This window comes from Celeribacter sp., assembly GCF_048270365.1.
Taxonomy (GTDB): domain Bacteria; phylum Pseudomonadota; class Alphaproteobacteria; order Rhodobacterales; family Rhodobacteraceae; genus Celeribacter.
In genome coordinates this window covers 483,777-509,404 of sequence record NZ_JBLWTA010000001.1, presented here as the reverse complement: position 1 = coordinate 509,404, position 25,628 = coordinate 483,777, and the positions used below count along the sequence as shown (strand labels likewise).

The window sequence follows — 25,628 nt, the reverse complement described above, 5'->3', positions numbered from 1 at the left end:
CGCCGCCCTCCATCTGGCGTAGCACGCCCATGATCTGCGCTTCAGTGAAACGTGTCTTCTTCATCGGAAGCTCCTCGTTCATCCTGCCGAGAAAATTCTACTTCCGCATCCACCTAAGATCGGGGGGGATTACCCGACCACGTTCGAACACGCCGGATGCGCCTTCAAGCAACGCCCGCTTCCAGGTGTGGATCATCGTCGGGTGAAACCCGAACCGGCTCGCCAGCTCGGCCACCGTCTGTTCTCCCTTCAGCGCTTCAAGCGCCACCTTCGCCTTAAACTCAGGCGAATGCTGCTTCCGTTTCGACATCATTCGACCATTGTCCTCGGACCAATGGCGGACAAGGTCTCATTCTCCTTCTCGTCGAAGATCAGCAGACAACAAATCGTAGCTTACGTCAGTGTCCGATTTTCTGGGGGTAGCTCAATTTGGCATGGTCCGTTCCCCGGAACGGGGCATCGCAAGGGGAATTGCTCGAAGACAGGCGTAAATGCAGGTGGAATAGCCTTGCGCGATAGGGATTCTGCCCCTAGAAGAGCGTCTGATTTATCAGGTCGCGGTCCAGCGGCCGGAAGAGACGTAAGAACGTAAAAAGGACGCCAAGATGCAGGTCACCGAGACCCTGAACGAAGGTCTGAAGCGCGGCTATCAGATCACCATCACCGCCGCTGAGCTTGACGAGAAAGTCAACACCAAGCTCAAGGAAGCCCAGCCCGAAGTCGAGATGAAGGGTTTCCGCAAAGGCAAAGTGCCGATGGCGCTCCTGAAAAAGCAATTCGGCCAGCGTATCCTTGGCGAAGCCATGCAGGAAGCTGTCGATGGCGCGATGAACGATCACTTCGAAGCCTCTGGCGACAAACCGGCGATGCAGCCGAATGTCACCATGGAAGGCGGCGAAGAGTGGAAAGAGGGCGACGATGTCGTCGTCACCATGTCCTACGAAGCCCTGCCGCAGATCCCGGAAGCCGATCTGTCGGGCGTGAAGCTCGAGAAGCTCGTTGTCAAAGCGGGCGAAGATGAGATCGCTGACGCTCTGAAAAACTTGGCTGCCACCGCGCAGAACTTTGAGGACAAAGACGGCGAGGCCGCCGATGGCGACCAAGTCGTGATCGACTTCCTCGGCAAAGTTGACGGCGAAGCTTTCGACGGCGGTGCCGCAGAAGACTACCCGCTGGTGCTGGGCTCCGGCTCCTTCATCCCGGGCTTCGAAGAGCAGCTCGTGGGCCTGAAAGCGGGCGACGAGAAGAACGTCGAAGTGAAATTCCCCGAGGAATACGGCGCAGAGAACCTGGCCGGCAAAGACGCCGTGTTCGAATGCAAAGTCAAAGCGGTCAAAGCCCCGGCTGATTCCGCCATCGACGACGAACTGGCGAAAAAATTTGGCGCCGAAGACCTCGCCTCTCTGAAAGGTCAGATCGCTGAACGCCTCGAGGCCGAATACGCCGGTGCCGCCCGCGCAGTGATGAAGCGTGGCCTGCTGGACCAGCTCGACGCAGTTGTGTCCTTCGACCTGCCGCCGTCCTTGGTGGAAGCCGAAGCCAACCAGATCGCGCACCAGCTGTGGCACGAGGAAAACCCGGACGTGCAAGGCCACGATCACCCGGAAATCGAAACCACTGAAGAGCACACCAAACTGGCCGAACGCCGCGTGCGCCTTGGCCTCCTGCTCGCCGACATCGGTCAGAAGCAAGAGATCCAGGTGACCGACGCCGAGTTCACCCAAGCGGTCATGATGCAGGCGCGTCAGTACCCGGGCCAGGAGCGTCAGTTCTTTGAATTCGTTCAGCAAAACCCGCAGATGCGTCAGCAGATTCAGGCCCCGCTGTTCGAAGACAAAGTGGTCGATTACATCGCCGAAAACGCTCAACTGACCGAGAAAGAAGTCTCGAAAGAAGAGCTGGAAAAAGCTGTCGAGAGCCTCGACGACGAATAACTGCCGAGGCGGCAGGGCCTGACCGGGTCTGCCGCACTACGGTCTCGCCAAAGAGCGAGGGACAGAGGGCCGCTTCGGAAACGAGGCGGCCTTTTTTATGTGGTTCAGGCAAAGAAAAAGGGGGCTCTGCCCCCTTGTTGTGCTCACCCGATATGTCCAGACAAAAGAAAGGGTTAGCTGCGCAACCCCGTCTCATACAGAAGCCCCTGTTTCTTGGCTTCGTAATAATACCCACGCGCGTACCAGCCCATGGCGCTGTCGATGTCGCCGCCGGAGACCATATAGGCGCCGCGCAGGTATTTGCCCGCGTATTCGAGGTTCACATTTGGGTCCAAAAGCTCTTCTGCCGAACCTCGGTGTCCCATGGTGCGGGCGGTTTGCGGCAGGATTTGCAGCAGGCCCCAATAGGGTCCGTTGCGCGCCCAGGGGCGGTGGGTGCTTTCGCGCACCGCCTGACGGTGGATCAGCTCGCGCGGAATCTCGTAGTGGTCGGCCCATTTGTTGATCAGCGCCCGCAGTTCCGGCGTCTCATTGGGGTAGAGCGGCGGATCGAAGGGGCGGTTGCGGGAAACTTCGGTTTTGTTGCCACAGGCGGCGAGGGCGAGGGCAGACAGAAGGAAGGTCCGGCGGGCGACTGCGGTCATGAGGAGCTCTTTGAAAATTCAACTGCGTTTATTGATCATGTTCACAGGTCTCTGCCAAGCTGTTGTGAGTCCACTCGGCAAAACCCCGCTGAGCACCTGCTGAAACGGCCAACTTGTGACGACTCGCTGAGCCGCGCAGCATGGGGAAGGGCGGGGGCCTTGGCCTCTCGTCGTCTTTGGGAGGGGAAAAGTCATGACAATATGCACAAAACTTGCCGCCGGTTTCGTCGCTTTATGCGGTGCCGCGGGGATGGCCGCGTCGAGACCTAGGATCTCGACGCGCGGTGGAAAAGTATAAGGACGTCGAAGTCGCGCTCGCTGAGGGCTATATCCTCGATCCATCAGGGCAATGTGTTCATGCGGCGACGGAAGGTCTCCCTGCAGAGTGGGGCGGGATGGGGGTGCATTATCTTCATCCGGGGATGCTTGTTCTGGCCCCGTCCGGTGATCGTGTCGATGGGATGGGGACGCATACGGATTTTATGAAACCGGCGATTTTGCTCTATGAGCCACAAGCGGATGGCACGATGGAACTGGTCGGGATCGAAAATCTGGTGTTTGAGGCAGCATGGAAAGCGGCTGGTCATGAGGAGGCGCCGATGATGAACGGGCGTATGTGGGACCATATGGCCGACAACCCTGAGACACCGGCGGATGAGGCGCATGGCTTCATGCCGCATTATGACCAGCACATTTGGCTGTTTCGTGAAAATCCGATGGGCGAGGCGATGCCTTTTAATCCGAATGTCACCTGTGATCATCATCAGATGTAGGTGAGGCCAAAGAAAAAGCCCCGCTGAGCGGGGCTTTTTGAATTTTGCGAGAGAAAGAAGATTACTCTTCTTCGGTCTCGGCAACTTCGGCCAGATCGTCGTCGTCGTCGGACGCGGCGGAGCCGATGTCGTCGAACAATTCAGCGATCTCGAATTCGGCCTGGGCTTCGGCTTCGGCGGCGAGCTCCTGAATGGATTTGCCTTCGGCTTGAAGTTCGGCTTCTTCGACGGAGCGAGCGACGTTCAGGATGATCGTGGCTTCGACTTCCGGGTGCAGGATGACGTGCAGCTCGTGCAGGCCAAGCTCTTTGATCGGGGCTTTCAGAGCGACCTGTTTGCGGTCGACGGAGAAGCCATTCTCGGTGGCGGCGTCTGCGGCGTCACGGGGCGTGACGGAACCGTAGAGAGCGCCAGCATCGGAGGCAGAGCGAATCACGACGAATTTCTGACCGTCGAGTTTCGCGGCCAGAGCTTCGGCCTCTTTCTTGGTCTCGAGGTTGCGGGCCTCGAGTTGCGCTTTTTGAGCTTCGAAAGCTTTGATGTTCGCTTCAGAGGCGCGCATCGCTTTTTCCTGCGGCAGCAGGAAGTTGCGGGCGTAGCCGTCTTTGACGGACACGACATCGCCCATTTGGCCGAGTTTGGCCACGCGTTCGAGAAGGATAACTTGCATGTGCTTACTCCTTACTTCACGGCGTAGGGCAGCAGGGCGAGGAAGCGAGCGCGTTTGATGGCACGGGCCAGCTCACGCTGTTTCTTCGCAGAGACTGCGGTGATGCGGGACGGGACGATTTTGCCGCGCTCTGAGATGTAGCGCTGCAGAAGACGGGTGTCTTTGTAATCGATCGCGGGAGCATTGTCGCCAGAGAACGGGCAGACTTTGCGGCGGCGGAAAAACGGTTTAGCGGCCATAGGTTAGGTCCTTTCCAAACAAGATTACTGGCGACGCGGACGGCGCTCTTCGCGGTCGTCACGTTTCTGCATTTGTACGGAGGGGCCTTCCTCGTGGGCGTCGACCTTGATGGTCAGGACGCGCATCACGTCGTCATGCAGACGCATCAGGCGTTCCATTTCCTGCACGGCTTCCGACGGGGCGTCGGTGCGCAGGTAGGCGTAGTGGCCCTTGCGGTTCTTGTTGATCTTGTAGGCCATCGTTTTGACACCCCAGTACTCGTGCTCGACGAGTTTCCCGCCGTTGTCGGCGAGGACGGTGCCAAAATGTTCGATGAGACCTTCGGCCTGCGCGTTGGACAGATCCTGACGCGCAATGAAGACATGCTCGTAAAGCGGCATGGGTGCTCCAGTTCATTTCAAGCGCATTTCATAGGACGGGCAATTCGGCCTTTCGCGGCCCGACCACGAGAGACTGCGCGGTTCATAAGTGTCTTGCGAAAGGATGTGCCCTTATACGCATTTCGGGCTTTGGTTCAAGGATAAACTCCGGCTTTCCAAGGCGGATGGGAACGGAGCTTTGATGGGCCGCAAAAAATCACCGTAAGCCGGTCACATTCCTGCCCACATTAACCAACATTACAACCTATGGATGAGAAGAATATAAGGATGAAGGCAATGAATCTGTCTTCGAAACTGCACCATGACGCGGGCGCGCACGCTCCGAAATTGCAAGACAAGGGTACGATTTTTCGGCGTGAGACAGCCTGGGGTTACAGCCTCTCGCAGCAGGACGGGCTTTGCACGATGCGGCCGCGTGCGGAGCTTGGCTTGCGTGTCTTGTCATTTCTGGCCTTTCTGGCGATGGCGGCTCTGTGGCTCTGGCCCGGGGCGAGTTTTGCGCTTGGGCTTTTGGGCATCAAGCTGGGGCTGACGGTGTTCCTTGGGGTCATGGGGCTGACCCTTGGCTATATGGCGGAGCGGGGCCTTCGTCGGGAGGTTCAGGTTGATCTGCAACGCAATCAGCTTCGGGTCGTTTGGCTGAATCGGCGTGACGAGACGCGGTTGCATACGGTGATCGGCTTTGACGAGATCGGATCGGTTTTCGTGCGCCGCGGCCCTGTGCCGGGGCGGGCGACGCATCTGGATGTGCGGTTTGGCACGCAAGGCGAGGTCGAGACGCTGTTTGAGGGCCGGGAAGAGGTGCTGCGGGAACTTTGGTATGATCTGAACTCGGATTTGCGGGACGAGGCTTCGGTGTCTGAGGGGCCTGTGATGCCTGCCACGGCCACTGAGGGGCGTCGCCGTCCTCTGTCGCGCAAGGCGACCATCAAAGCGCTTCCTCGCGCGCTGCGCTGATCTCGCGATCAATGCTTGTTGCGCTTTGTCGGTCTGTGGGCGCGGCGGGCAGAGTGACGTTGGGTCTCAGTCTGGCCCATGCTGGCCCCGGTCGGAGCCATGTCGGGCTTGCCGCCTGCGCGCGAGACCGTTAGACCCGTCTGCAACATTGAGACAGCTGGAGGGGCGAGCATGACGCGCGCATTCGTTTTCCCGGGGCAGGGCGCCCAAACCATCGGCATGGGCAAGGCTCTGGCCGAGGCCTATCCTGCGGCGAAAGCCGTGTTCGACGAGGTCGATGAGGCATTGGGCGAAAGCCTGTCCTCGCTGATCTGGGAGGGTGAGATCGAGACGCTGACGCTGACGCAAAACGCTCAGCCGGCTCTGATGGCGACCTCTTTGGCGGCGATGCGGGCGCTGGAGGCCGAAGGCTTTGCGGTGACGGATGCGGCGTTTGTGGCGGGGCACTCCCTTGGTGAATATTCCGCTTTGGCGGCGGCGGGCGCGATCTCTGTGGCGGACACCGCCCGGCTTTTGCGCACCCGTGGCGAAGCGATGCAAAAGGCTGTGCCGGTGGGCGTGGGCGCCATGGCGGCCTTGCTGGGGCTGGATTTCGCGACCGTGAAAGAGGTGGCGGAAGAGGCGGCGCAAGGCGAGGTGTGTCAGGCGGCGAATGACAACGATCCGGGCCAGGTTGTGGTCTCTGGTCATAAAGACGCCGTGGAGCGTGCCGTTGAGATCGCCAAGGAAAAAGGCGCGAAACGTGCGGTGCTTTTGCCGGTCTCTGCACCGTTCCACTGCGCGCTGATGGGGCCTGCGGCGGATGTGATGGCCGAGGCTTTGGACGATGTGGAGATTAACGTACCTGCCGTGCCTTTGGTGGCCAATGTGCGGGCCTCTGCCGTAACCGACCCGGCACTGATCCGGGCGTTGTTGGTCGAGCAGGTGACGGGGTCGGTGCGCTGGCGCGAATCTGTGGCCTATATGGCTGCCGAGGGCGTCACCGAGATGTGGGAAATCGGCGCGGGCAAGGCACTGTCCGGCATGGTGCGGCGGATTGAGAAATCCATCGCCTGCAGCGCCGCGGGCACGCCTGAAGACATCGCGAAACTCAAAGGGTAAGGGGCGCTGCCCCTCACCGCGCCGATGGGCGCGGTTCACCCCGGGATATTTATGGACAAAAGAAGCGGTAAGCTTCGGAGGAAATGGAAATGTTTGATCTGACTGGTAAAAATGCGCTGATCACGGGCGCGTCCGGCGGCATCGGTGGTGCGATTGCCAAGGCGCTTTATGACGCGGGCGCAACCGTGGCACTGTCCGGCACGCGGGTGGAGCCTTTGGAGGCGCTGGCGGCGGAGCTGGGGGAGCGTGCGCATGTGCTGCCATGCAACCTGTCCGACAAGGAAGCCGTCGAGGCGCTGCCGAAGCAGGCCGCTGAAGTGATGGGCTCGGTCGATATTCTGGTGAACAACGCGGGTATCACGCGCGACAACCTGTTCATGCGGATGTCGGATGACGAGTGGGAGAGCGTGTTGAACGTGAACCTGACCTCGACGATGCGGCTCTGCAAAGGCGTGCTGCGCGGGATGATGAAGGCACGTTGGGGCCGGATCGTGAATATTTCCTCGATCGTCGGTGCGACCGGCAATCCGGGGCAGGGCAACTATGCTGCCTCGAAAGCGGGCATGGTCGGCATGTCGAAATCGCTGGCCTATGAGGTGGCGACGCGCGGCATCACGGTGAACTGCGTGGCGCCGGGGTTCATTGCGACGGCGATGACCGATAAGCTGACGGACGATCAGAAAGACAAGATCAACGCCCAGATCCCGAGTGCGCGCATGGGCACGCCGGAAGAGATCGCGGCGGCTGTGCTGTATCTGGCCTCGCAAGAGGCGGGCTATACCACCGGCACGACGCTGCATGTCAATGGCGGGATGGCTATGCTCTAAGCGCATAAGACCTTTCTGGACGTGGCGTCACAAAACATTTGCCACCGGGAAGGATTGTGCTATGAGCAGCGCAGATTGAGCACGGGCGATTTCACGCCGGTGTGCATGTGGGCGTTCAGGGTTGAAACCAACTCGTGGCGCATGCATGTAGAAAGAGTGGTCCGAGCGGCCAAAGCTGAAAGCGGGCAACGGGCCCCAAACTGTGAGGAAAGAACATGAGCGACATCGCAGATCGCGTGAAAAAGATCGTTGTCGAGCACCTCGACGTTGAAGAAGACAAAGTGACGGAAACCGCGTCCTTCATCGACGATCTGGGCGCAGACAGCCTCGACACCGTTGAGCTGGTCATGGCATTCGAAGAAGAGTTCGGCATCGAGATCCCGGACGACGCAGCCGAGACCATCCAGACCTTCGGCGACGCGGTGAAGTTCATCACCGAAGCTTCCTGATCCGACCCTTTTGGGATTTTGGCGCCCGAACGGGGCCCGATCAGAGACAGAATTTGAAACGGCGCGGTCCTTCGGACGGCGCCGTTTTCTTTTGGCCGTTATTTGCCTGTCAGGCGGCAGCTTCGGGCGGCTCTTGCTTGGCCGTTTCACTGTTTTCTCGATCCGGATTATCCGGCTCAAATGCCTCTTCGTCGGAGGGTTCAGCGTCTTGGTGCGAGGCGGGTTTGAAGCCGTCGGGGGCATAGGATGAAAGCGGGATGTCTAGACCCATTTGACGCGCCTCTTCGCGTTCGGCGGCAATTTGCGCCGCATAGGGGCCCAGGAGCGAGCGCATTTCCAACTCGGACAGGCTGTGGTCAAATTTCACGCCGACAAAGTGATTGTTGCGCCAGATTACCTTTGCTTTGCGCTCCACCGGGCCGCAAGTGAGTTTGATCTTCTGGCGAATGGGCAGGTTGAGATTGGTTTCGATTTTCGCGCCGATCTGGCTGATGTCGAGATATTCGCCGATGACGGGCACGATTCCATCAAAAATGATCACCGGAAGGGTGCAAGGATAGCGGATGGCACGGCGTTGCACGATGCCGTAGCGCATCCAGACCCAAGAGGTGATGGCGGTGATAAAGGTAAAAATTCCCAAAGCGAAGGCGACGTTGCCCGAGGGGCTGAGCGCGACGGTGGATTTGTCCTGAGCCGGGGTGGGATGAGGGCGGAATTCGTCGAAATTCGTCGGATCGACGGGCTCGGGCGTGTGTTTCGCCTCCTCTTCCGGGGTGAGCAGGGAGATCATTTCTTCGACGCCACCGGTCAGACGCGCCAGAAAACTTTGTTCGTCTTCTTCTGTAGCGTTGAGGTGGTCGGGGGCATCGGGGTCGCAAGGTACGGCGGTGAGGTAGCGTTCGAGATTGCTGGCCTGGGTGCCAAAACGCGGATCCGAACCATAGCGTTCGGCCATTTTCGGCCAATTTCCGGTATGCAAATCAAGGAGATGGCGTCGCGACGAGATATAGTCCATCAGCGCTTTTTCATTCTGGCCCAAATCGGCCTCGCGGATTTGTTTCAAAAGCCGGTCACGGTCGTAGCGCTCCATTTCGGTGCGAAATTGTCGGGCGGCTTCGTGTTCGGAGGCACTGCCAAGGGCGGCGACGTAGGAATTGGCGCTGTCATTGAGCGAGGTGAGCCAGTCTTCGAGCCCGCAGGACGGATCGGCCCGGGCCATGTTCGGAAGGGCCACGCAAAGCGCACTGACCAGTGCCGCAAAGCAGAGGCGCAGGATGCCGAACAGGGGGAGGTAACGCGGTGGCATTGGTCTTTCAGTCGGTTGCAGGTCCCCCTTGATACGCCGCCAAGCCTCAATATCTGGTTACCATCCGCCGAATTGGTGGCAAAGCTCGTCTCGGACTTCCATCGCCGGGCGGAGCCGTGTAAGAAAACGCAGACGAAAAATGAGGGGGCACGGATGCGCCGAGTAGTTGTCACTGGACTTGGAATGGTTTCGCCGCTGGCTTGCGGTGTGGAGGAAACATGGGCGCGTCTTCTGGACGGCCAATCGGCGGCTGGCACGATCCAGCGGTTCGACGCGAGCCATTTGGCGACCGATTACGCCTGTGAGGTGAAATTCGGCGACGGGACCGACGGGACGTTCAATCCCGAGGACTGGATGTCGAACAAAGAGCGCAAGAAGGTGGATGATTTCATCCTCTTCGGTGTCGCGGCTGCGGAACAGGCGCTGACCGATGCGAATTGGAAGCCCGAAGGCGAGGAAGACCGTCTGCGCACGGGTGTGTTGATCGGTTCCGGCATCGGTGGCCTGTCGTCCATTGCGGATGCGGCGGTGCTTTTGAAAGAAAAAGGTCCGCGGCGGATTTCTCCGTTCTTTATTCCGGGCTCTCTGATCAACCTGATTTCCGGTCAGGTGTCGATCCGTTACGGCTTTAAAGGCCCGAACCACGCGGTTGTGACGGCTTGCTCGACGGGGGCACACGCGATTGGCGACGCCTCGCGTCTCATTGGCTATGGCGATGCCGACGTGATGGTCGCGGGCGGTGCGGAAGCGGCGATTTGCGAGTTGGGCATTGCGGGCTTTAACGCCTGTAAGGCCTTGTCGACAAAGCGTAAAGACGATCCGAGCCACGCCTCGCGCCCCTATGATGACGACCGCGACGGGTTCGTCATGGGTGAGGGCGCTGGTGTTGTGGTGCTCGAAGAATACGAACACGCCAAAGCGCGCGGGGCGAAGATTTACGCCGAGGTCGTGGGCTATGGCCTGTCGGGTGACGCCTATCACATCACCGCGCCGTCTGAGGATGGCGACGGCGGCTATCGCGCGATGCAGGCCGCTCTGGCCCGCGCCGGGATTGAACCGTCTGACATCGACTACATCAACGCGCATGGCACCTCGACCATGGCCGACACGATCGAATTGGCCGCTGTTGAGCGCCTGTTGGGCGATGCGGCGCCGAAAGCCACGATGTCGTCGACGAAATCCTCCATCGGCCACCTTTTGGGGGCTGCTGGTGCGGTCGAGGCGATCTTCTGCGTGCTGGCGATCCGCGATCAGGTGGCTCCGCCGACGATCAATCTCGATAATCCGGCAGTAGAGCCCAAACTCGATCTGGCGCCCAATGCCAAACGCGAGCGCGAGATCAATGTGGCGCTGTCGAATTCCTTCGGCTTTGGCGGCACCAACGCCTCTCTGGTTCTGAAAAAGGTGGACGGCTGAGATGTGGCGATCCATCGCCTCCAACGCGCTGACTCTCTTCATCGTCGCCCTCGTCGCATTGGCGGGGGCGGTGGCTTGGGGCAAGCGCGAATTTATTGCACAAGGCCCGCTTGATCAGGCGATCTGTCTGCGCGTGCCGTCGGGGTCGACCATGCGACGCGTGTCGGAGAATCTGGCCGATCAAGGTGCGATTTCCAGCCCGCATATTTTTCGCATCGGGTCCGATTATACCGAGAAATCTCAAGAGCTTAAGGCCGGGTCTTTCCTTGTTGAAGAAGGCGCCTCCATGGCGGAGATCATTGATCAGATCACCCGTGGCGGGGCGTCGACCTGTGGCACCGAAGTGGTCTACCGCATCGGTGTGAACCGCGCCGAAATTCAGGTGCGTGAGCTGGATCCGCAGACCGGCAGCTATGTCGAGACCGCGGAATTCGAACCCATCGCGGAGAGTGACGAGGTTCAGGAAATTCCTGCAGAATACACCAAGGTACGCTCCGAAGCCGACACCCGCTATCGCGTTTTGGTGGCCGAGGGCACGACCGTGTGGCGCGTCGTCGAAAGTCTCAAGGCGGCGGATTTCATGACCGGTTCTGTCGAGACGAATGAGATGCCCGCAGAGGGCATGTTGGCGCCCGACAGCTATGAGGTGCGCGAAGGTTCCGATGTGGACGACCTGATCGCCCGCATGGAAGCGGCGCAGCAGCAGCGGATCGACACGGTCTGGGCGACGCGGGTCGAGGGCCTGCCGCTTGAGACGCCGGAAGAGATGCTGATCATGGCCTCGATCATCGAGAAGGAAACCGGCCTGGCCGAAGAGCGCCGTCAGGTGGCTTCTGTGTTCGAGAACCGTCTGCGTCGCGGCATGCGGCTTCAGACGGACCCGACGGTGATTTACGGCGTGACCAATGGCGTCGGTGTCTTGGGGCGCGGGCTTCGTCAGTCTGAGCTGCAATCCAATAGCCCCTACAACACCTATGTGATTGAGGGCATGCCGCCGGGACCGATTGCCAACCCCGGGCTTGAGGCGATGCAAGCGGCGGTGAACCCGGATGAGACGCCTTATTTGTTCTTTGTGGCCGATGGCACGGGCGGGCATGCCTTTGCCGAGACCTTGGTGGAGCATAACGCCAATGTCGCCAAATGGCGCGAGATCGAAGCGGAACGCGCAAGCCAGTAAGGCATTGATATGATACGAAAAGGGCGCGGCGAGGCTGCGCCCTTTTTCTTTTTTTGAGGACGAGACGATGGACACCATTGCCATTATCGCGATGACGCTTTTGATGGCGGGGGTGTTGAGCTGGCCGCGACTGGCCGGTGCGCGCCTTTGGAAGGCGACGATGACACCGCTGGCCTCCATCATCGGGTCGGGCTTTCTGGTTTTGGGACCCATTCTGGCGCAGGCTTACGGGGCGTGGACACCGCTGGCGATGGCGTTTTTGTGCCTCTTGGCCTATGCGATCGGGACTGCGGTGCGGTTCAACATCGCGGCTTTGGAAGCGCACGGCCATGACGCGCTGAGCGGTCGGCTAGAGCGTCTGGCCTCTTGGGTGTTGTCCTTCGCCTATGTGATTTCGGTCGCTTATTATCTCAACCTTCTGGGCGCCTTTGCCGTCAGCCTCACGCCTTGGGACACGGAGATTGCGGCACGTCTGGTGACCAGCGCGGTGTTTGGCGTGATCCTGATCACCGGCTGGACCAAGGGGTTTTCGGCGCTGGAACGGATGGAACAGGTCTCTGTCGGGCTGAAACTGGCGATCATTGCCGGCCTCCTGATGGGACTGGCGTGGTTTTTTGCAGATAAAGCCAGCGCAGAGGCCTTGATCGTGACGCACGCGAGCCTGACGGGCTGGCCTGCGTTGAGCCTATTGTTTGGCCTCGTGGTCACGGTGCAAGGCTTTGAAACCTCGCGCTATCTGGGGGAAGAGTACGACGCCAAGACCCGCATCCGCTCGATGCGGATCGCGCAATGGGTCTCGACGGCGATCTACATGATCTACGTGCTGCTCATGGCCTATGTGTTTCGCCCGGATCAGATCGAAACCTCGGAAACAGCGATCATCGACATGATGCGGATTGTCGCCCCCGTGCTGCCGATGATGCTGGTGATCGCGGCCCTTGCTGCGCAATTCTCGGCGGCTGTCGCGGACACTTCCGGTGCGGGCGGGCTTGTCGAGGAACTGACCAAGGACCGCGTGCCGGTGAAGATCGGCTATGCCGGGCTGGTCGCCTTGGGCCTCCTGATCACTTGGGGCCTCGACGTGTTCCAGATCATCTCATGGGCGTCGAAGGCCTTTGCGGCCTATTACACGGTGCAGGGTGCCATTGCCGTGGTGCTGGCGCGCCGTGCTGGCAAATCAGCCATGCATATCGCCTTTTTTGTCGCTGTGACCCTAATCTCGGCCGTGGTGACGCTGTTCGGTACAGCCGTCGAATAGGTTTCCTTTGTGGGAAAAATACTCCCGCCGGAGGCGCTACAGCAGGCCCTCGGTTTGAATATGCACCACGGCCCCGCAATGTTTGCAGTGGGTCGCATCGGCGTCATGCAACATGAGCCCGCAGCTTTCGCATTCGTACCGCACTTTGGTGGGGCGAAAGAGCACTTGGGCGAGGCGCAGGAACAGTGTGACACCAAAGAACATCACCGCGATGGAGACCAGCCGGCCGGTGGTGCCGGGCAGGGTGATGTCGCCGAAACCGGTGGTGGTGAGTGTTGTCACGGTGAAATAGAGCGCATCCGCGTAGTTGCGGATGTGCTCGTTGTGGCCGTGTTCCAACGCGTAGATCAGCCCGGTGGTGACGAAGATAAAGACCAAAAGGTTGATCGCAGCGACGATGACCTCTTCGTGTTTGCGGAAGAGTTTGAAGTCCTGCCGGAGCCGGTTCATCAGCTGATAGGTGTGTAAGAGCCTGAGCGTGCGCAGGATGCGCAGGAAGCCGAGACCCTCGCCCGCGAGCGGCGCCAGAAAGGAGACCATGGCGATGACATCGGCGATGGTCGCGGGCCGGGTGAGGTAATGGAGCTTGCGGTCCGAGACGTAGACCCGCGCGGAGAAGTCGAGAAGGATCAGAAAGCCGAACACCAGATCGGTGATCTCGATCCAGAGCGGGTGCGGGAAGAAGGAGGTGACGATAACAAAGAGGATCGTGATCAGGTCGAAGGCGAGAAGCGCGTAGCGAAAGACATGCGCGCGGTCGGAGTTGCCCTCGTAGAGCGCGTGGAGCTTGGCGTGAAAGGCGCTGGCCATAGCGGTTCCTTATCCCTTTTCTCTTTGGTGATGCGCAAAATTCACCGTGATTTCAAGTGTGAAGAGTTGAGCGCCTTTGGTGGCAAAAAGGTTAACGGACCGTGACACCGTCTTCGCGCACGCAGGCTTTAACCAATTTTACGGGTTTTGCCGCAGGGTGGTCTGGCTGGAAAGCGTGGGGGATGAGGCGAAAGGGACCTGAGGGGGTCCTGGACGGGTCATCAAAGTGCTGAGGGGCACCGAAAAACCTCGCGTTTCTCGTGCGGAGAACACTCAAGCATGAGAGGCGAAGACAATGAAAGTGACTTCATCTGTGGGGGATGAACACGGGTTGGACAATCTGGTGAAGATTGCCGACCAGAGCGTGCTCCGGGCGATCGGGGCCGTCAACGAGGCCATCATCGGGGTAGAGGCCGGAGATCCGGAGGCGGCGAAAGACATCGCCAAATATATGGCGGATCTCAACAAGGCGCTGAACACCTCATTCGACGAAAGGAAACGTCTCGATGAGCACAAACGCAAAAGCGGAGAGCTCGGCGGCGGAGAGATCGACTTCGACGCCGCCAAATCTGAGATCCTTGATCGGCTGGCTCGCCTCAGAGCCACCAGAGACACAGCGTGAGTTTCTGGACTCGATTGGAGAGGGGGCGCTTATGGCGCTCCCTTACCTATTCGAGGCTTGGGCGCTGGATCATCAACTGCCGCCAGAGGGCGATTGGCGCACATGGGTGATCATGGGCGGGCGCGGCGCGGGCAAGACGCGGGCAGGCTCCGAATGGGTGCGGTCGATGGTCGAGGGCAGCCGGGCGACGCAAAGAGGCCGCGCGAAACGTGTGGCTTTGATCGGCGAGACCTATGATCAGGCGCGCGAGGTGATGGTGTTTGGCGACAGTGGCATTCTGGCCTGTTCGCCGCCCGATAGACGCCCGACATGGGTGGCGACGCGGCGGACGCTGATTTGGCCCAACGGCGCGGAGGCCACCGTGTTTTCCGGTAATGATCCTGAGGCTCTGAGGGGGCCGCAATTCGACGCGGCCTGGGTCGATGAGCTGGCGAAGTGGCGCAAGCCGCAGGAGGCCTGGGATATGCTGCAATTTGGGCTTCGGCTTGGGGATGATCCGCGTGCGGTGGTGACGACCACGCCGCGCAATGTGGCGATTTTGAAATCTTTGTTGGAGCGCAGTTCCACCGTGATGACCCACGCGCCGACCGAGGCGAACGCGGCCAATCTGGCGGCGTCGTTCCTCGAAGAGGTGAAGACGCGCTACGCCGGCACGCGTCTGGGGCGGCAGGAGTTGGACGGTGTGCTTTTGGATGAGGAAGAGGGCGCGCTGTGGTCTCTGACACGGATTGAGGCCTCGCGGGTACAAGAGGTGCCGGAGCTGGATCGCATCGTCGTGGCTGTGGACCCGCCGGTGACGGGGCACAAGGGCTCGGACGAATGCGGGATTGTTGTCGTTGGCGCGGTGACCAAGGGCGATCCGAAAGACTGGTGCGCTTATGTGTTGGAGGACGCGACTGTGTCGGCCTCTTCGCCCACTGTTTGGGCCGAGGCGGCGATCAACGCGCTGACGACCTGGGACGCGGATAAGATCGTGGCGGAGGTGAACCAAGGCGGTGATTTGGTGGAGACCGTGATCCGACAGATCGACCCGCTGGTGCCTTATAAATCTGTGCGCGCGACACGCGGCAAGGCGGCGCGGGCGGAGCCGGTGGCGGCGCTCTACGATCAAGGACGGGTGGTACACACGCGCGGGCTTGGCGATCTGGAGGATCAGATGATCAAGATGACGGCGCAGGGGTTTCAGGCCTCTGGATCACCGGACAGGTTGGATGCGCTTGTGTGGGCGGTGCATGAGTTGATGATCCTGCCCAATCCCGGACGGCCCCGGATCAGGACTTTGGGGTAAATTCCAAGAGATAAGATCAGACCTCGCCTTTGGGCGCATACAGATATATTTGATGTTTAGGCTCCGCAGAGTTTTGCGGAGCTTATGCCTTTTTAAGAATGAAATATTCTTTATATTTTGAGCAAGCTTTACCTATGCTATTGGATGCCTTCATGCCTAGTTTGAAAGAATTTGTAGATGCTCTCCAAGCAGGGTGGTTTCCAGCTCTGGCAGCATTTGTTGGTTGCTCAATCATTGTAGCTGGTGATTATTTCCAGCTCCCTTACCTAGATGCAACTCCTGATCTGATCTTAACAGTCGCAGTTGTGATCGGTGTCTTTTCTTTCAGTATTCTTGTCGCAAACATTGTTTACCTCCCAATGATATTTTGGAAGAAGTTTCAGAGGCACAAGCACAGAAAAGAAATTCGAAAAAAACTTGTGCAAGCGGTTGAAACTGCACCAGACGAAGAAAAGGCAATTCTCGCTTATCTGGTGTCTTCTGGTCGTAAAGCATTTACGGCTGAATTTGATCATAAGAAATTATCACCTCTGGTTTCAAAGGGAATAATCATGAAACTTGGTGGAACCAATAGCGAATTGGAATGGCCATATATGGTTCGGCAAGACGTTTGGGATTACCTGTTGGAAAACAGGGAAAGCTATAGCATCGAAATCCCCGATAATGCGCCTGACCCATTCCATTGGAGAAACGGTGGTTGGTAACTTTTTCGAATATATTTTCGAGAAACGATACAACTAACAATATTCTCTTCAGGTTCCGAAAACTTACAAAATAGGTAAGTGAAGAGGTGATATGGCCGTATTTCTGTAAGCCATAGTATTCGTACAAGATTGATTGTGTCAGCGAGCTTCAAGCGATTTTTAGTGCGGAGCCTGCCGGATCGTTTTGGTGTGTCGGGGTGTCATTTCTGCCCCTGTCACGAAGAAGTCCCGTGGGTCAATGGCACGGATGACCCATGTCGGCCAGAACTTGCGCAGAAGCATCGCTGTTAAATTCTTTCTCTGAAATCGTTGAAACGAGTGAACGCGATTGTCGTCTTGGCGACAAGAGGAATCTCAAATCCCCTTATAATTTTCATAAAAACAAAGGCTTGATGGGTGTTGCGTGTGGTGTGGACCACCGAACGGCCTGCTCAGAACTTCTTACTTCCTCTCCCTTAGAACTGCTTTCACCGACGGCGCGGATGTCTCCTTGAGAAGCCAGCCGAAGGTGCGGCGCCGGGCGGGTGCGGGCTGGACGCGGGCAAGATGACGCCGGTCCCCCGCTCGGAGGCCCGGGATTTGAGATGCGGTTTGAGACGCAGTTTGAGACAGGCGGCCCGAGAGGCTGGCCGGAAGATGAGGAGAGACACGGATATGGTGTTTGACTTTCTGAAGCGGGGCAATGTCGAGATGCCCGAAACGAAAGCCTCGGCGACCGGTCCGGTCGTGGCGGCGGTCTCGGGGACGGGTCGTGTGGCCTGGAGCCCGCGCGACACGGTCACGCTGACCCGTGTGGGTTTTGTCGGCAACCCGGTGGGCTTTCGTGCGGTCAAGCTGATCGCGGAGGCGGCGTCTGCCCTGCCGCTGATCTTGCAAAACCGTGAGGTGCGGTTTGACGATCACCCGCTGTTGAAAGTGATTTCCCGTCCGAACTCGGCCCAGGGCCGTGCGGAATTGTTCGAAGCGCTTTATGCGCAGTTCCTTTTGTCCGGCAACGGCTATCTCGAGGCCGTGGGCGATTGGGGGCAGGCGCCTCATGAGCTTCATGTGCTGCGTTCGGATCGCATGAATCTGGTGCCCGGCGCGGATGGTTGGCCGGTGGCCTATGAATATGCGGTGGGCGGGCGCAAGCATCGCTTTGACGTGATCGAAGGCCATTCCCCGATTTGCCACATCAAGGCGTTTCACCCCTCTGACGACCATTACGGCTTGTCCCCGATCCAGGCGGCAGCGACGGCGATTGACGTGCACAATGCGGCGTCGCGCTGGTCGAAATCCTTGCTGGACAATGCGGCGCGGCCCTCGGGGGCGATTGTCTACAAGGGCGCGGATGGCGCGGCCTCGATGAGCGCGGATCAGTACGATCGCCTGCTGTCCGAGATGGAGAGCCATCATCAGGGCGCGCGCAATGCGGGGCGGCCGATGTTACTCGAAGGGGGGCTGGATTGGAAGCCGATGGGCTTTAGCCCCTCCGACATGGAGTTCCAGAAGACGAAAGAGGCGGCGGGGCGTGAGATTGCCTTGGCCTTTGGCGTGCCGCCGATGCTTTTGGGCATTCCGGGCGACATGACCTACTCGAATTATCAGGAAGCGAACCGGGCGTTTTATCGCCTGACGGTGCTGCCGATGGTGTCAAAAGTGACAGCGGCGATTGGACATTGGCTCTCTGAGATGACCGGCGAGATGCTGGAGCTGAAGCCCGATCTCGATCAGGTGCCGGCGCTGTCGAGCGAGCGCGATGCGCAATGGAACCGGATCGCGGGCGCGGATTTCCTCACCGATGACGAGAAGCGGATGATGCTTGGCCTGCCGCCTTTGACCCCTCCCGAAATGGAGGAGGAAGAGGTGCCCGAAGATGAGATCGCCGAAGAGATCGTCGAGGAGATCATCGAGGACGAGCCGGAATTTCCCTTTGAGGAAGAGACTTCTGAAGAGGATGCGGATGCCGAGGAAGGGAACTGAGATGCAGAAAGAGTTCTACAGTGATCTGGAGCGTGGTCTTGAGCACAAATTTGCCCGCCTGGGCGAGGATATGACCGTCAAGGAAACCACGGAAAACGGTGTGAAGATTGAGGGTTACGCCTCGCTCTTCGGGCATCGCGACACCGGCGGCGACATGGTGATGAAAGGCGCTTATGCCAAGTCCCTGGCGGCGCTGAAGGCCAAGGGGCGTTCGGTCAAGATGCTGTGGCAGCACGATCCGGCGCAGCCCATCGGGATCTGGGACGAGGTGCGCGAGGACGCGCGCGGTCTCTATGTCAAAGGACGTTTGCTGACCGACCTGCAAAAGGGTCGCGAGGCGGTGGCACTCATCGAAGCGGGGGCGATTGACGGGCTGTCGATCGGCTACCGCACGGTGAAGGCCCAAAAGGATACGAAAGGCACGCGCCTTTTGTCTGAGCTGGAGCTTTGGGAGGTGTCTTTGGTCACATTCCCGATGCTGCCGGAAGCGCGGCTGAATGCGGAGGCGAAGGGCGCGGATGCGCTCATGGCCGAGGCGATGCTGCGTGATCTCGCGGACGCTTTGAACGGCGCTCGCAAGCTGCTGGCCGGAGGTGGCTTCAGAGATGACTGAGGCCAGCGCATTCACCCGCGAAACCCAACATCAGGACAAAGGAATGTTTGGATGAGCAAACCCGAAAGAGTGGCCCGACAGTCGGGACTGGCCCCAAATCTGGCCCCAAATCTGACCCGTGAGGTGAAGACCGCGCTGGCCGGTTTTATGAGTGATCTCAACGACTTTCAGACCGAAATCAAATCGAAACTTCAAAAGCAGGAAGAGCGACTGACTATGCTTGATCGTAAATCTCACACTTATGGCCGTCCGGCCCTGTCCGCAACACAAGAGGTGGATATGTCCCACAAATCGGCGTTCACCACCTATGTGCGCAATGGCGATGACGATGCGCTGCGCGGTCTTGCGCTGGAAGGCAAATCCATGTCCACCGCCGTGAATGGCGATGGCGGTTACCTTGTCGATCCGCAGACCTCTGACGTGATCAAATCGGTGCTGAAATCCACCGCCTCGATCCGCTCGATCGCCAATGTCGTCAATGTCGAAGCGACCTCTTACGACGTGCTGATCGATACGACCGACCTTGGCTCCGGCTGGGCCACCGAGACCGGCACCCTGTCCGAGACCGCGACGCCGACCATCGACCGCATCTCGATCCCGCTCTACGAGCTTTCCGCCCTGCCGAAAGCCTCGCAACGTCTGCTGGACGACAGCGCGTTCGACATCGAGGGCTGGCTGGCGGGCCGTATCGCCGACAAGTTCGTCTCTGCCGAAGCCTCCGCCTTTATCAATGGCGACGGTGTCGACAAGCCGACCGGCATTCTGAACCACACCCAAGTGGCCAACGACAGCTGGGCCTGGGGCGCGCTGGGCTATGTCGCGACCGGCACCGACGGTGCGTTTGATGGCACCAACCCGGCGGATGCCATCGTTGAACTGGTCTACGCGCTGGGCGCGCAGTACCGCGCCAACGGCACCTTCGTGATGAACTCGAAAACCGCAGGTCAGGTGCGCAAGCTCAAGGATGCGGATGGCCGTTTCCTCTGGTCCGATGGTCTGGCCGCTGGCGAGCCGGCCCGTTTGATGGGCTATCCGGTTCTGATCGCCGAAGATATGCCGGACATCGCGTCTGACGCGGCGGCCATCGCATTCGGTGACTTCCATGCAGGTTACACCGTCGCAGAACGCCCGGACGTGCGCATCCTGCGCGACCCGTTCTCCGCGAAACCGCATGTTCTCTTCTATGCGACCAAGCGCGTGGGTGGCGATGTGTCCGACTTCGCAGCGATCAAACTTCTGAAGTTCGGCGTCTCCTAAGACACCCTGACTGACTATGCCCTTGTCCGGGAACGGACAGGGGCGGCGGATGCGCGGTCCAATTCACCCGTGTTGTCTAGCAGCTCCCCCTCCGTCCGAGCAGCAAGGGGGGTCGCGCGTCCGTTCATACGAAACAAGGGGGCCCGGATACGGAGTTGTACCATGATGTTGATGGAGCAGACCCAGGTGGCCACGGCGTCGCTGCCGGTCGCTGAATTCAGGGACCATATGAGACTTGGCACCGGGTTTGACGACGACGGGGTTCAGGATGGGGTTCTTGAGACGTTTTTGCGCGCTGCCATGGCAGCGGTCGAAGCGCGGACCAACAAGGTCCTGATCTCTCGCGATTTTCTTTACACCGTGACGGCTTGGCGCGATCTGAGTGCGCAGGTTTTCCCGGTGGCCCCGGTGACGGCAATCGGCAGTTTCATCATTGTTGACCGTCTGGGTGCTGAGACCACGGTGGACACGGCGAAATACATGCTGGAGCCGGATATGCACCGTCCGCGTCTGGTGTCCACGGGGTTCGTGTTGCCGCAGATCCCGGTCGCGGGTCAGGCCAAGATTGCCTTTACCGCAGGGATGGCGGATGTCTGGGGCGGATTGCCCGCAGATCTGGCGCAAGCGGTGTTTCTTTTGGCCGCTCATTATTACGAGCACCGTCACGAGACGGCGGTGGGCGAGGCGACAATGCCTTTCGGTGTCAGCACGCTGTTGGAGCGCTACCGCAACCTGCGTCTCTTCGGAGGGCGGAACTGATGGCAGCCGTGGTTCATCTCAATCGCAAGCTTGTGCTGGAGGAGGCCGTGAGGGTCTCTGACGGCGCAGGTGGCTATGTCGAAACATGGACGCAGCTCGGCACGCTTTGGGCGGCGATCCAGACGGGGACCGGTTCGGAGACCTCGGAGGACTTTCTGACCGTGTCGCGTGTGGCGATGAAGATCATCGTGCGCGGCGCCCCGGTGGGATCGAAGCGGCGTCCGAAACCGGATCAACGTTTTGTCGAAGGCGGACGGATTTTCGTGATCCTCGCCGTGACCGAAACCGATGCGCTGGGTCACTACCTGACCTGCACCGCGCGTGAGGAGGTGGCGTCATGAGCTATGGGGTAGCCGCTGCGCTTCAGACGGCGATTTATCAGGCCTTGGTCGCGGACGCGACGCTGGCCGGGCTTGTGGGCACGGCGATTTACGACGCGGCACCCACGGGGACCTTGCCCTCGCTCTACGTGAGCCTCGGGCCGGAGGATGTCTCGGATGCGTCCGACAAGACGGGCGCAGGGGCACGTCACGATTTCACCATATCGGTGGTGTCGGACACGGCGGGGTTCCTGACGGCCAAACAGGTGGCCACGGCCATTTCCGACGTGCTGGTGGATGCCGATCTGGCGCTCAGCCGCGGCAGGCTCGTCGGGCTCTATTTCGTGTCGGCCAAGGCCCGGCGCGTTCAGGACAGCGATGTGCGCAGGATCGATATGAAGTTCCGCGCGCGCGTCGAAGACAACTGATTTCTCAAGACGGAGTAAATGACATGGCTGCCCAAAACGGCAAAGACCTCTTGATCAAGCTGGACATGACCGGGTCCGGCACATTCGAAACCATCGCGGGGCTGCGCGCCACGCGGATCTCCTTCAACGCGGAAAGCGTCGATGTGACCTCGCTGGAAAGCTCCGGCGGCTGGCGCGAGCTTTTGGGTGGGGCGGGCGTGAAAAGCGCGACCATTTCTGGCTCCGGCGTCTTCAAAGATGCGGCCACGGACGAGCGTGCGCGTCAGATTTTCTTTGACGGCGAAGTGTTGGATTTCCAGGTGATCATCCCGGATTTCGGCACCGTCCAAGGCGCTTTCATGCTGACCTCGATCGACTATGCGGGCTCCTACAATGGCGAGGCCACGTACGAGCTGTCGATGGCGTCCGCCGGTGCGCTCAGCTTCGTGGCGGCATAAGCTATGGCGAACCCCTTCCAAGGCGAGGTGGCGCTCACGATGAATGGCGAGCGCCACGTGCTCAAGCTGACGCTTGGGGCGCTGGCCGAACTTGAGGCCGGTCTGGAGACGGACACGCTTGTCGCGCTGGTTGAGCGTTTCGAGGGCGGCAAGTTTTCCTCCGCAGATGTGCTGCGCATTGTCGTGGCGGGTCTCAGAGGCGGCGGCTGGAAGGGCGGCTATGACGACATCCTGACGGCAGAGATTGCGGGCGGACCTCTTGAGGCGGCTCGCGTCGGGGCGGAACTGATTTCGCGTGCCTTCACGGTGCCGGGATGAGGACCGGGATGAGAGGTGCCGCATGGGAATGATGACGACAGAGGGCTTTGACTGGCCCGCGCTCATGCGGATCGGGATGAAGGGATTGGGGCTGAAACCCCATGAATTCTGGGCGCTGACGCCGGCGGAATTCCTGATCCTGACCGGGGCGGGAAGCGGTTCGGCGCCGATGGGACGCGCGCGGCTCGATGAGCTGAGCAAGGCCTATCCGGACGCGAGTTCAGGCGTAACACAAGGGTAAGACGATGGCTGACGAGATCAACGGCACGGATATCAACGGGCTCGACACGTTTGAAGACAAGGTCGAGCAGATGGAAAGCGCCATCGGCGGCGCGGAGGCCATGGCGGCGGCGTTCAATCAGGAGATGGTGCGTTTGCAGGCCACGGTGGCGGAGACCCAGCGCGAGGTGTCGCGTCTGGAAACCGGTATTTCTCGGGGGCTGAAGAAGGCCATCGACGGGTTGGTGTTCGACGGCGACACGCTGGCGGATGCGCTTCGGGGTTTGGGTGAGTCGATGCTCAACGCGGCTTATAATGCGGCGCTGGCGCCAGTGACGAGCCATATTGGCTCGGTTCTGGGCAACGGGCTTGAGGGCGTGATCCAAGGCTTTTTGCCGTTCGAGAAAGGTGGCGCCTTTGCGCAGGGCCGGGTGATGCCCTTTGCCAATGGTGGCGTGGTCTCCAGTCCGACCTTTTTCCCGATGCGCGGTGGCACGGGGCTTATGGGCGAAGCGGGGGCCGAAGCGATCATGCCACTCACGCGTGGTGCCAACGGCAAGCTCGGTGTTCAGGCGCAGGGCGGAGCCGCGCGTCCTGTCAACATCACGATGAACATCACGACGCCCGATGTGCAGGGCTTCCAACGCAGTCAGAGCCAGGTGGCGGCCCAGTTGAGCCGTGCCTTGGGCCGTGGCTCGCGCAATCAGTAATGCTGTGTCCGGGGCAAAATGGCCCCGAGACCGCCATCCGGAGGGTAGACGATGGGTTTTCATGAAGTGAGATTTCCGGCGAACCTGAGCTTTGGCTCGGTCGGGGGGCCTGAGCGGCGCACCGATGTGGTGACGCTGGCCAACGGGTTCGAAGAACGCAACACACCCTGGGCCCACTCGCGTCGCCGCTATGATGCGGGGATGGGGATGCGCTCTCTGGATGACATCGAGCTGATGATCGCCTTTTTCGAGGCGCGCAAGGGCCAGCTCTATGGCTTTCGCTGGAAGGACTGGTCGGATTACAAGACCTGCAAGGCCTCAGCCGCGATTGGCTTTGAGGACCAGCTGATCGCCTATGGCGATGGCGAGACCACGGTGTTTCAGCTCAATAAAAATTACACCTCCGGCGAGACCACCTATGTGCGTCCGATCAAGAAGCCTGTGTTCAGCACGGTGAAACTTGGGGTCGGCGGACAGGAGGCTTTTGAGGCCATCGATTGGGAGGTGGATACGCTCACCGGGCTGGTCAGTTTTGGCACGCCGCCGGGCGAGGGCGCGGCCATCACCGCAGGGTTCGAATTCGACGTGCCGGTGCGGTTTGACACCGACAGCATTTCGACTTCGGTCGCCTCGTTTCAGGCGGGCGAAGTGCCGAACGTGCCGGTCGTGGAGGTGCGGGTCTGATGGCAATCTCTGACGAACTTCAAACCCATCTTTTGAGTGGCACGACGACGCTCTGCCGGGCCTGGGCTTTGGTGCGCAAGGACGGCACGACGTATGGGTTCACGGATCACGACAACGATTTGAACTTTGAGGGGCTGACCTTCAAGGCGGACACGGGGCTGACGGCCAATGCGCTTGAGCAATCCACCGGGCTGTCGGTCGATAACACCGAGGCGCTGGGCGCCTTGAGTGCGGCGGCGGTCAAGGAAGAGGATATTCGGGCCGGGCGTTTTGACAGGGCTGCTGTGCGGTCCTGGCTTGTGAACTGGGCGGATGTGCGCCAGCGCGTTTTGCTGTTCAAAGGCACCTTTGGCGAGATCACGCGTGTGTCTGGCGGTTTTCGCGCTGAACTTCGTGGCCTGACCGAAGAGTTGAACCAGCCGCAGGGCAAAATCTACCAGTCGAGCTGTTCGGCCATTCTGGGGGGAGAGGGCTGTGCGTTCAACACTTTGCAGCCGGGGTTTTACACCGAGATCGCGGTCGAAGCCATTGAGAAGGGTAAGATTTTTAGTTTTGCCGAGCTGGCGGAATTCGATGATCGCTGGTTTGAGCGCGGGCGTCTGACCGTTCTGTCAGGCGCGGCGCAGGGTCTTGTCGGGCTGGTGAAGAATGACCGTTTGTCGGCCACGGGTCGCAAGATCGAGCTTTGGGAAGATTTGCGCGCTGCGATTGCGGTGGGCGATCTGATCCGTATCGAGGCGGGCTGTGACAAACGCGCGGAAACCTGTCGGTTGAAATTCGACAACTTTCTGAATTTTCGGGGTTTTCCGCATATTCCGGGCGAAGATTGGCTAGCCTCTTATCCGGTTCGAAGCGGCGAAAATGATGGTGGTAGCCTGAAAAGCGGCGGGATTGCGGGACTGTTTCAATGAGTGCGGATGATTTCAATATTGCGGCTCGCGCGCGGGCTTGGATCGGCACGCCTTATCTGCATCAGGCGTCTTGCAAGGGGGCGGGGACAGATTGTCTTGGCCTGCTGCGCGGCATCTGGCGCGAGGTCTACGGTCAGGAGCCGGAGCTTATCCCGCCCTACACGCCGGATTGGAGCGAGCCACAGCAGGACGAGCGTTTGCTGCGGGCGGCGCGCGCGCATCTGATCGAAAAACCACTGGCTGAGATGGCGTCCGGCGATGTGTTGGTGTTTCGCATGCGCAAAGGCGCCGTGGCCAAACATCTCGGCATCGTGGGCGAGAGCGGCGCGGTGCCGACATTCATCCATGCCTATAGCGGGCATGGGGTGATCGAAAATGCGCTTAGCGCACCGTGGAAACGGCGGATTGTGGGCTGTTTTGCCTTTCCGTCCACGAACCTTTCAGGGAGGTAACT

At 59.8% G+C, this 25,628-nt stretch carries 31 protein-coding genes and 1 pseudogene; 25 read left to right on the top strand and 7 right to left on the bottom strand.

From position 1 onward, the window contains the following. Positions 1-145: 145 nt before the first annotated feature. A pseudogene (locus ACN0X0_RS02505) lies at positions 146-313 on the bottom strand (transposase); the annotation flags it as partial. A 292-nt stretch (positions 314-605) separates the two neighbouring features. Between ACN0X0_RS02505 and tig the strand changes: the two are divergent. Then, positions 606-1,934 (top strand): trigger factor, encoded by a 1,329-nt coding sequence (gene tig / locus ACN0X0_RS02500; RefSeq protein WP_417277871.1) that lies wholly within the window; start codon positions 606-608, stop codon positions 1,932-1,934. 173 nt (positions 1,935-2,107) lie between these two features. On the opposite strand, the gene ACN0X0_RS02495 is transcribed toward tig, so the two are convergent. Next, a complete protein-coding gene (locus ACN0X0_RS02495) occupies positions 2,108-2,578 on the bottom strand; it encodes a transglycosylase SLT domain-containing protein (protein WP_417277870.1) in 471 nt (156 codons plus the stop codon). Between the two features lie 284 nt (positions 2,579-2,862). Here ACN0X0_RS02495 and ACN0X0_RS02490 point away from each other — a divergent pair, with 284 nt between their 5' ends. Further along, complete coding sequence (locus ACN0X0_RS02490; protein WP_417277869.1) at positions 2,863-3,351, top strand: hypothetical protein; 489 nt, start codon at positions 2,863-2,865, stop codon at positions 3,349-3,351. Between the two features lie 61 nt (positions 3,352-3,412). Here ACN0X0_RS02490 and rplI read toward each other — a convergent pair whose 3' ends face one another. From rplI to rpsF, 3 genes are read right to left on the bottom strand one after another with little or no spacing between them, the layout of a single operon-like run. Further along, positions 3,413-4,021, bottom strand: a complete 609-nt coding sequence (gene rplI / locus ACN0X0_RS02485; protein WP_417263091.1) for a 50S ribosomal protein L9 — start codon at positions 4,019-4,021, stop codon at positions 3,413-3,415. Between the two features lie 11 nt (positions 4,022-4,032). After that, positions 4,033-4,260 (bottom strand): 30S ribosomal protein S18, encoded by a 228-nt coding sequence (gene rpsR / locus ACN0X0_RS02480; protein WP_005852865.1) that lies wholly within the window; start codon positions 4,258-4,260, stop codon positions 4,033-4,035. Positions 4,261-4,284: 24 nt separating this feature from the next. Next, positions 4,285-4,641, bottom strand: coding sequence for a 30S ribosomal protein S6 (gene rpsF, locus ACN0X0_RS02475; protein WP_226550982.1), 357 nt, complete (start codon positions 4,639-4,641; stop codon positions 4,285-4,287). Between the two features lie 276 nt (positions 4,642-4,917). Between rpsF and ACN0X0_RS02470 the strand changes: the two genes are divergently transcribed. The 4 genes from ACN0X0_RS02470 to ACN0X0_RS02455 all read left to right on the top strand — a co-directional run bounded on the left by ACN0X0_RS02470 (position 4,918) and on the right by ACN0X0_RS02455 (position 7,975). Further along, positions 4,918-5,598: a hypothetical protein gene (locus ACN0X0_RS02470; RefSeq protein WP_417277868.1), complete on the top strand. Its 681-nt coding sequence runs from the start codon at positions 4,918-4,920 to the stop codon at positions 5,596-5,598. A 171-nt stretch (positions 5,599-5,769) separates the two neighbouring features. Beyond that, positions 5,770-6,699 (top strand): ACP S-malonyltransferase, encoded by a 930-nt coding sequence (fabD, locus tag ACN0X0_RS02465; RefSeq protein ID WP_417277867.1) that lies wholly within the window; start codon positions 5,770-5,772, stop codon positions 6,697-6,699. Between the two features lie 89 nt (positions 6,700-6,788). Then, positions 6,789-7,526, top strand: a complete 738-nt coding sequence (fabG, locus tag ACN0X0_RS02460) for a 3-oxoacyl-[acyl-carrier-protein] reductase (protein WP_417277866.1) — start codon at positions 6,789-6,791, stop codon at positions 7,524-7,526. 215 nt (positions 7,527-7,741) lie between these two features. Beyond that, positions 7,742-7,975 carry an acyl carrier protein gene (locus ACN0X0_RS02455; RefSeq protein ID WP_009571390.1) on the top strand — a complete coding sequence of 78 codons (234 nt, stop codon included), beginning with the start codon at positions 7,742-7,744 and terminating at the stop codon, positions 7,973-7,975. A gap of 109 nt (positions 7,976-8,084) precedes the next feature. Here ACN0X0_RS02455 and ACN0X0_RS02450 read toward each other — a convergent pair whose 3' ends face one another. Beyond that, the gene (locus tag ACN0X0_RS02450; protein ID WP_417277865.1) at positions 8,085-9,281 is read right to left on the bottom strand and encodes a PilZ domain-containing protein; all 1,197 of its coding nucleotides are present in this window, start codon (positions 9,279-9,281) and stop codon (positions 8,085-8,087) included. A gap of 153 nt (positions 9,282-9,434) precedes the next feature. Between ACN0X0_RS02450 and fabF the strand changes: the two genes are divergently transcribed. The 3 genes from fabF to ACN0X0_RS02435 all read left to right on the top strand — a co-directional run bounded on the left by fabF (position 9,435) and on the right by ACN0X0_RS02435 (position 13,132). Beyond that, positions 9,435-10,697, top strand: coding sequence for a beta-ketoacyl-ACP synthase II (gene fabF, locus ACN0X0_RS02445; protein ID WP_417263086.1), 1,263 nt, complete (start codon positions 9,435-9,437; stop codon positions 10,695-10,697). Position 10,698: 1 nt separating this feature from the next. Beyond that, entirely contained in the window at positions 10,699-11,874 is a 1,176-nt protein-coding gene (mltG, locus tag ACN0X0_RS02440) for an endolytic transglycosylase MltG (RefSeq protein ID WP_417277864.1), read from the top strand. Between the two features lie 67 nt (positions 11,875-11,941). Beyond that, on the top strand, positions 11,942-13,132 hold the full coding sequence (locus ACN0X0_RS02435) for a hypothetical protein (RefSeq protein WP_417277863.1): 1,191 nt from the start codon (positions 11,942-11,944) through the stop codon (positions 13,130-13,132). Positions 13,133-13,168: 36 nt separating this feature from the next. On the opposite strand, the gene ACN0X0_RS02430 is transcribed toward ACN0X0_RS02435, so the two are convergent. After that, on the bottom strand, positions 13,169-13,942 hold the full coding sequence (locus tag ACN0X0_RS02430; protein ID WP_417277862.1) for an ion transporter: 774 nt from the start codon (positions 13,940-13,942) through the stop codon (positions 13,169-13,171). Between the two features lie 295 nt (positions 13,943-14,237). Between ACN0X0_RS02430 and ACN0X0_RS02425 the strand changes: the two genes are divergently transcribed. From ACN0X0_RS02425 to ACN0X0_RS02350, 16 genes are all read left to right on the top strand, one after another. Further along, the gene (locus tag ACN0X0_RS02425) at positions 14,238-14,564 is read left to right on the top strand and encodes a hypothetical protein (protein WP_417277861.1); all 327 of its coding nucleotides are present in this window, start codon (positions 14,238-14,240) and stop codon (positions 14,562-14,564) included. A 31-nt stretch (positions 14,565-14,595) separates the two neighbouring features. Next, positions 14,596-15,852 carry a DNA-packaging protein gene (locus tag ACN0X0_RS02420; protein WP_417277860.1) on the top strand — a complete coding sequence of 419 codons (1,257 nt, stop codon included), beginning with the start codon at positions 14,596-14,598 and terminating at the stop codon, positions 15,850-15,852. A gap of 98 nt (positions 15,853-15,950) precedes the next feature. Next, positions 15,951-16,556 (top strand): super-infection exclusion protein B, encoded by a 606-nt coding sequence (locus ACN0X0_RS02415; RefSeq protein ID WP_417277859.1) that lies wholly within the window; start codon positions 15,951-15,953, stop codon positions 16,554-16,556. A 654-nt stretch (positions 16,557-17,210) separates the two neighbouring features. Next, on the top strand, positions 17,211-18,518 hold the full coding sequence (locus ACN0X0_RS02410; protein WP_417277858.1) for a phage portal protein: 1,308 nt from the start codon (positions 17,211-17,213) through the stop codon (positions 18,516-18,518). 1 nt (position 18,519) lies between these two features. Then, positions 18,520-19,131 carry an HK97 family phage prohead protease gene (locus tag ACN0X0_RS02405; protein WP_417277857.1) on the top strand — a complete coding sequence of 204 codons (612 nt, stop codon included), beginning with the start codon at positions 18,520-18,522 and terminating at the stop codon, positions 19,129-19,131. A 51-nt stretch (positions 19,132-19,182) separates the two neighbouring features. After that, positions 19,183-20,388 carry a phage major capsid protein gene (locus ACN0X0_RS02400; RefSeq protein WP_417277856.1) on the top strand — a complete coding sequence of 402 codons (1,206 nt, stop codon included), beginning with the start codon at positions 19,183-19,185 and terminating at the stop codon, positions 20,386-20,388. Positions 20,389-20,550: 162 nt separating this feature from the next. Continuing rightward, complete coding sequence (locus ACN0X0_RS02395; protein ID WP_417277855.1) at positions 20,551-21,147, top strand: head-tail connector protein; 597 nt, start codon at positions 20,551-20,553, stop codon at positions 21,145-21,147. After that, positions 21,147-21,488, top strand: a complete 342-nt coding sequence (locus ACN0X0_RS02390; RefSeq protein ID WP_417277854.1) for a head-tail adaptor protein — start codon at positions 21,147-21,149, stop codon at positions 21,486-21,488. The genes ACN0X0_RS02395 and ACN0X0_RS02390 overlap by 1 nt, the downstream gene beginning before the upstream one ends. Further along, the gene (locus tag ACN0X0_RS02385; protein WP_417277853.1) at positions 21,485-21,895 is read left to right on the top strand and encodes a DUF3168 domain-containing protein; all 411 of its coding nucleotides are present in this window, start codon (positions 21,485-21,487) and stop codon (positions 21,893-21,895) included. Before ACN0X0_RS02390 ends, ACN0X0_RS02385 begins: the two co-directional genes overlap by 4 nt. Before the next feature lie 23 nt (positions 21,896-21,918). After that, the gene (locus ACN0X0_RS02380; protein WP_226550441.1) at positions 21,919-22,332 is read left to right on the top strand and encodes a phage major tail protein, TP901-1 family; all 414 of its coding nucleotides are present in this window, start codon (positions 21,919-21,921) and stop codon (positions 22,330-22,332) included. Positions 22,333-22,335: 3 nt separating this feature from the next. Next, the gene (locus ACN0X0_RS02375) at positions 22,336-22,650 is read left to right on the top strand and encodes a gene transfer agent family protein (protein ID WP_321363086.1); all 315 of its coding nucleotides are present in this window, start codon (positions 22,336-22,338) and stop codon (positions 22,648-22,650) included. Positions 22,651-22,672: 22 nt separating this feature from the next. Further along, positions 22,673-22,891, top strand: coding sequence for a rcc01693 family protein (locus ACN0X0_RS02370; protein ID WP_394707350.1), 219 nt, complete (start codon positions 22,673-22,675; stop codon positions 22,889-22,891). Positions 22,892-22,895: 4 nt separating this feature from the next. Continuing rightward, positions 22,896-23,579 carry a phage tail tape measure protein gene (locus ACN0X0_RS02365; RefSeq protein ID WP_417277852.1) on the top strand — a complete coding sequence of 228 codons (684 nt, stop codon included), beginning with the start codon at positions 22,896-22,898 and terminating at the stop codon, positions 23,577-23,579. Between the two features lie 51 nt (positions 23,580-23,630). Continuing rightward, on the top strand, positions 23,631-24,263 hold the full coding sequence (locus ACN0X0_RS02360) for a TIGR02217 family protein (protein WP_417277851.1): 633 nt from the start codon (positions 23,631-23,633) through the stop codon (positions 24,261-24,263). Next, the gene (locus tag ACN0X0_RS02355) at positions 24,263-25,174 is read left to right on the top strand and encodes a DUF2163 domain-containing protein (RefSeq protein WP_417277850.1); all 912 of its coding nucleotides are present in this window, start codon (positions 24,263-24,265) and stop codon (positions 25,172-25,174) included. The genes ACN0X0_RS02360 and ACN0X0_RS02355 overlap by 1 nt, the downstream gene beginning before the upstream one ends. Next, entirely contained in the window at positions 25,171-25,626 is a 456-nt protein-coding gene (locus ACN0X0_RS02350) for an NlpC/P60 family protein (RefSeq protein ID WP_417277849.1), read from the top strand. Before ACN0X0_RS02355 ends, ACN0X0_RS02350 begins: the two co-directional genes overlap by 4 nt. Positions 25,627-25,628 lie beyond the last annotated feature (2 nt).

What these genes read in the sequence shown, in the direction of transcription:
- ACN0X0_RS02400 (WP_417277856.1), top strand. Translation starts at nt 19,183, where the DNA reads ATGAGCAAACCCGAAAGAGTGGCCCGACAGTCGGGACTGGCCCCAAAT.
- ACN0X0_RS02365 (WP_417277852.1), top strand. Translation starts at nt 22,896, where the DNA reads ATGGCTGACGAGATCAACGGCACGGATATCAACGGGCTCGACACGTTT.
- rpsF (WP_226550982.1), bottom strand. Translation starts at nt 4,641, where the DNA reads ATGCCGCTTTACGAGCATGTCTTCATTGCGCGTCAGGATCTGTCCAAC.
- tig (WP_417277871.1), top strand. Translation starts at nt 606, where the DNA reads ATGCAGGTCACCGAGACCCTGAACGAAGGTCTGAAGCGCGGCTATCAG.
- ACN0X0_RS02455 (WP_009571390.1), top strand. Translation starts at nt 7,742, where the DNA reads ATGAGCGACATCGCAGATCGCGTGAAAAAGATCGTTGTCGAGCACCTC.
- ACN0X0_RS02360 (WP_417277851.1), top strand. Translation starts at nt 23,631, where the DNA reads ATGGGTTTTCATGAAGTGAGATTTCCGGCGAACCTGAGCTTTGGCTCG.
- fabF (WP_417263086.1), top strand. Translation starts at nt 9,435, where the DNA reads ATGCGCCGAGTAGTTGTCACTGGACTTGGAATGGTTTCGCCGCTGGCT.
- ACN0X0_RS02430 (WP_417277862.1), bottom strand. Translation starts at nt 13,942, where the DNA reads ATGGCCAGCGCCTTTCACGCCAAGCTCCACGCGCTCTACGAGGGCAAC.
- rpsR (WP_005852865.1), bottom strand. Translation starts at nt 4,260, where the DNA reads ATGGCCGCTAAACCGTTTTTCCGCCGCCGCAAAGTCTGCCCGTTCTCT.
- ACN0X0_RS02385 (WP_417277853.1), top strand. Translation starts at nt 21,485, where the DNA reads ATGAGCTATGGGGTAGCCGCTGCGCTTCAGACGGCGATTTATCAGGCC.
- ACN0X0_RS02395 (WP_417277855.1), top strand. Translation starts at nt 20,551, where the DNA reads ATGATGTTGATGGAGCAGACCCAGGTGGCCACGGCGTCGCTGCCGGTC.
- ACN0X0_RS02375 (WP_321363086.1), top strand. Translation starts at nt 22,336, where the DNA reads ATGGCGAACCCCTTCCAAGGCGAGGTGGCGCTCACGATGAATGGCGAG.
- ACN0X0_RS02370 (WP_394707350.1), top strand. Translation starts at nt 22,673, where the DNA reads ATGGGAATGATGACGACAGAGGGCTTTGACTGGCCCGCGCTCATGCGG.
- ACN0X0_RS02380 (WP_226550441.1), top strand. Translation starts at nt 21,919, where the DNA reads ATGGCTGCCCAAAACGGCAAAGACCTCTTGATCAAGCTGGACATGACC.
- ACN0X0_RS02470 (WP_417277868.1), top strand. Translation starts at nt 4,918, where the DNA reads ATGAATCTGTCTTCGAAACTGCACCATGACGCGGGCGCGCACGCTCCG.
- ACN0X0_RS02390 (WP_417277854.1), top strand. Translation starts at nt 21,147, where the DNA reads ATGGCAGCCGTGGTTCATCTCAATCGCAAGCTTGTGCTGGAGGAGGCC.
- rplI (WP_417263091.1), bottom strand. Translation starts at nt 4,021, where the DNA reads ATGCAAGTTATCCTTCTCGAACGCGTGGCCAAACTCGGCCAAATGGGC.
- mltG (WP_417277864.1), top strand. Translation starts at nt 10,699, where the DNA reads ATGTGGCGATCCATCGCCTCCAACGCGCTGACTCTCTTCATCGTCGCC.
- ACN0X0_RS02435 (WP_417277863.1), top strand. Translation starts at nt 11,942, where the DNA reads ATGGACACCATTGCCATTATCGCGATGACGCTTTTGATGGCGGGGGTG.
- ACN0X0_RS02405 (WP_417277857.1), top strand. Translation starts at nt 18,520, where the DNA reads ATGCAGAAAGAGTTCTACAGTGATCTGGAGCGTGGTCTTGAGCACAAA.
- ACN0X0_RS02425 (WP_417277861.1), top strand. Translation starts at nt 14,238, where the DNA reads ATGAAAGTGACTTCATCTGTGGGGGATGAACACGGGTTGGACAATCTG.
- ACN0X0_RS02495 (WP_417277870.1), bottom strand. Translation starts at nt 2,578, where the DNA reads ATGACCGCAGTCGCCCGCCGGACCTTCCTTCTGTCTGCCCTCGCCCTC.
- ACN0X0_RS02420 (WP_417277860.1), top strand. Translation starts at nt 14,596, where the DNA reads ATGGCGCTCCCTTACCTATTCGAGGCTTGGGCGCTGGATCATCAACTG.
- fabD (WP_417277867.1), top strand. Translation starts at nt 5,770, where the DNA reads ATGACGCGCGCATTCGTTTTCCCGGGGCAGGGCGCCCAAACCATCGGC.
- fabG (WP_417277866.1), top strand. Translation starts at nt 6,789, where the DNA reads ATGTTTGATCTGACTGGTAAAAATGCGCTGATCACGGGCGCGTCCGGC.
- ACN0X0_RS02350 (WP_417277849.1), top strand. Translation starts at nt 25,171, where the DNA reads ATGAGTGCGGATGATTTCAATATTGCGGCTCGCGCGCGGGCTTGGATC.
- ACN0X0_RS02355 (WP_417277850.1), top strand. Translation starts at nt 24,263, where the DNA reads ATGGCAATCTCTGACGAACTTCAAACCCATCTTTTGAGTGGCACGACG.
- ACN0X0_RS02450 (WP_417277865.1), bottom strand. Translation starts at nt 9,281, where the DNA reads ATGCCACCGCGTTACCTCCCCCTGTTCGGCATCCTGCGCCTCTGCTTT.
- ACN0X0_RS02410 (WP_417277858.1), top strand. Translation starts at nt 17,211, where the DNA reads ATGGTGTTTGACTTTCTGAAGCGGGGCAATGTCGAGATGCCCGAAACG.
- ACN0X0_RS02415 (WP_417277859.1), top strand. Translation starts at nt 15,951, where the DNA reads ATGAAATATTCTTTATATTTTGAGCAAGCTTTACCTATGCTATTGGAT.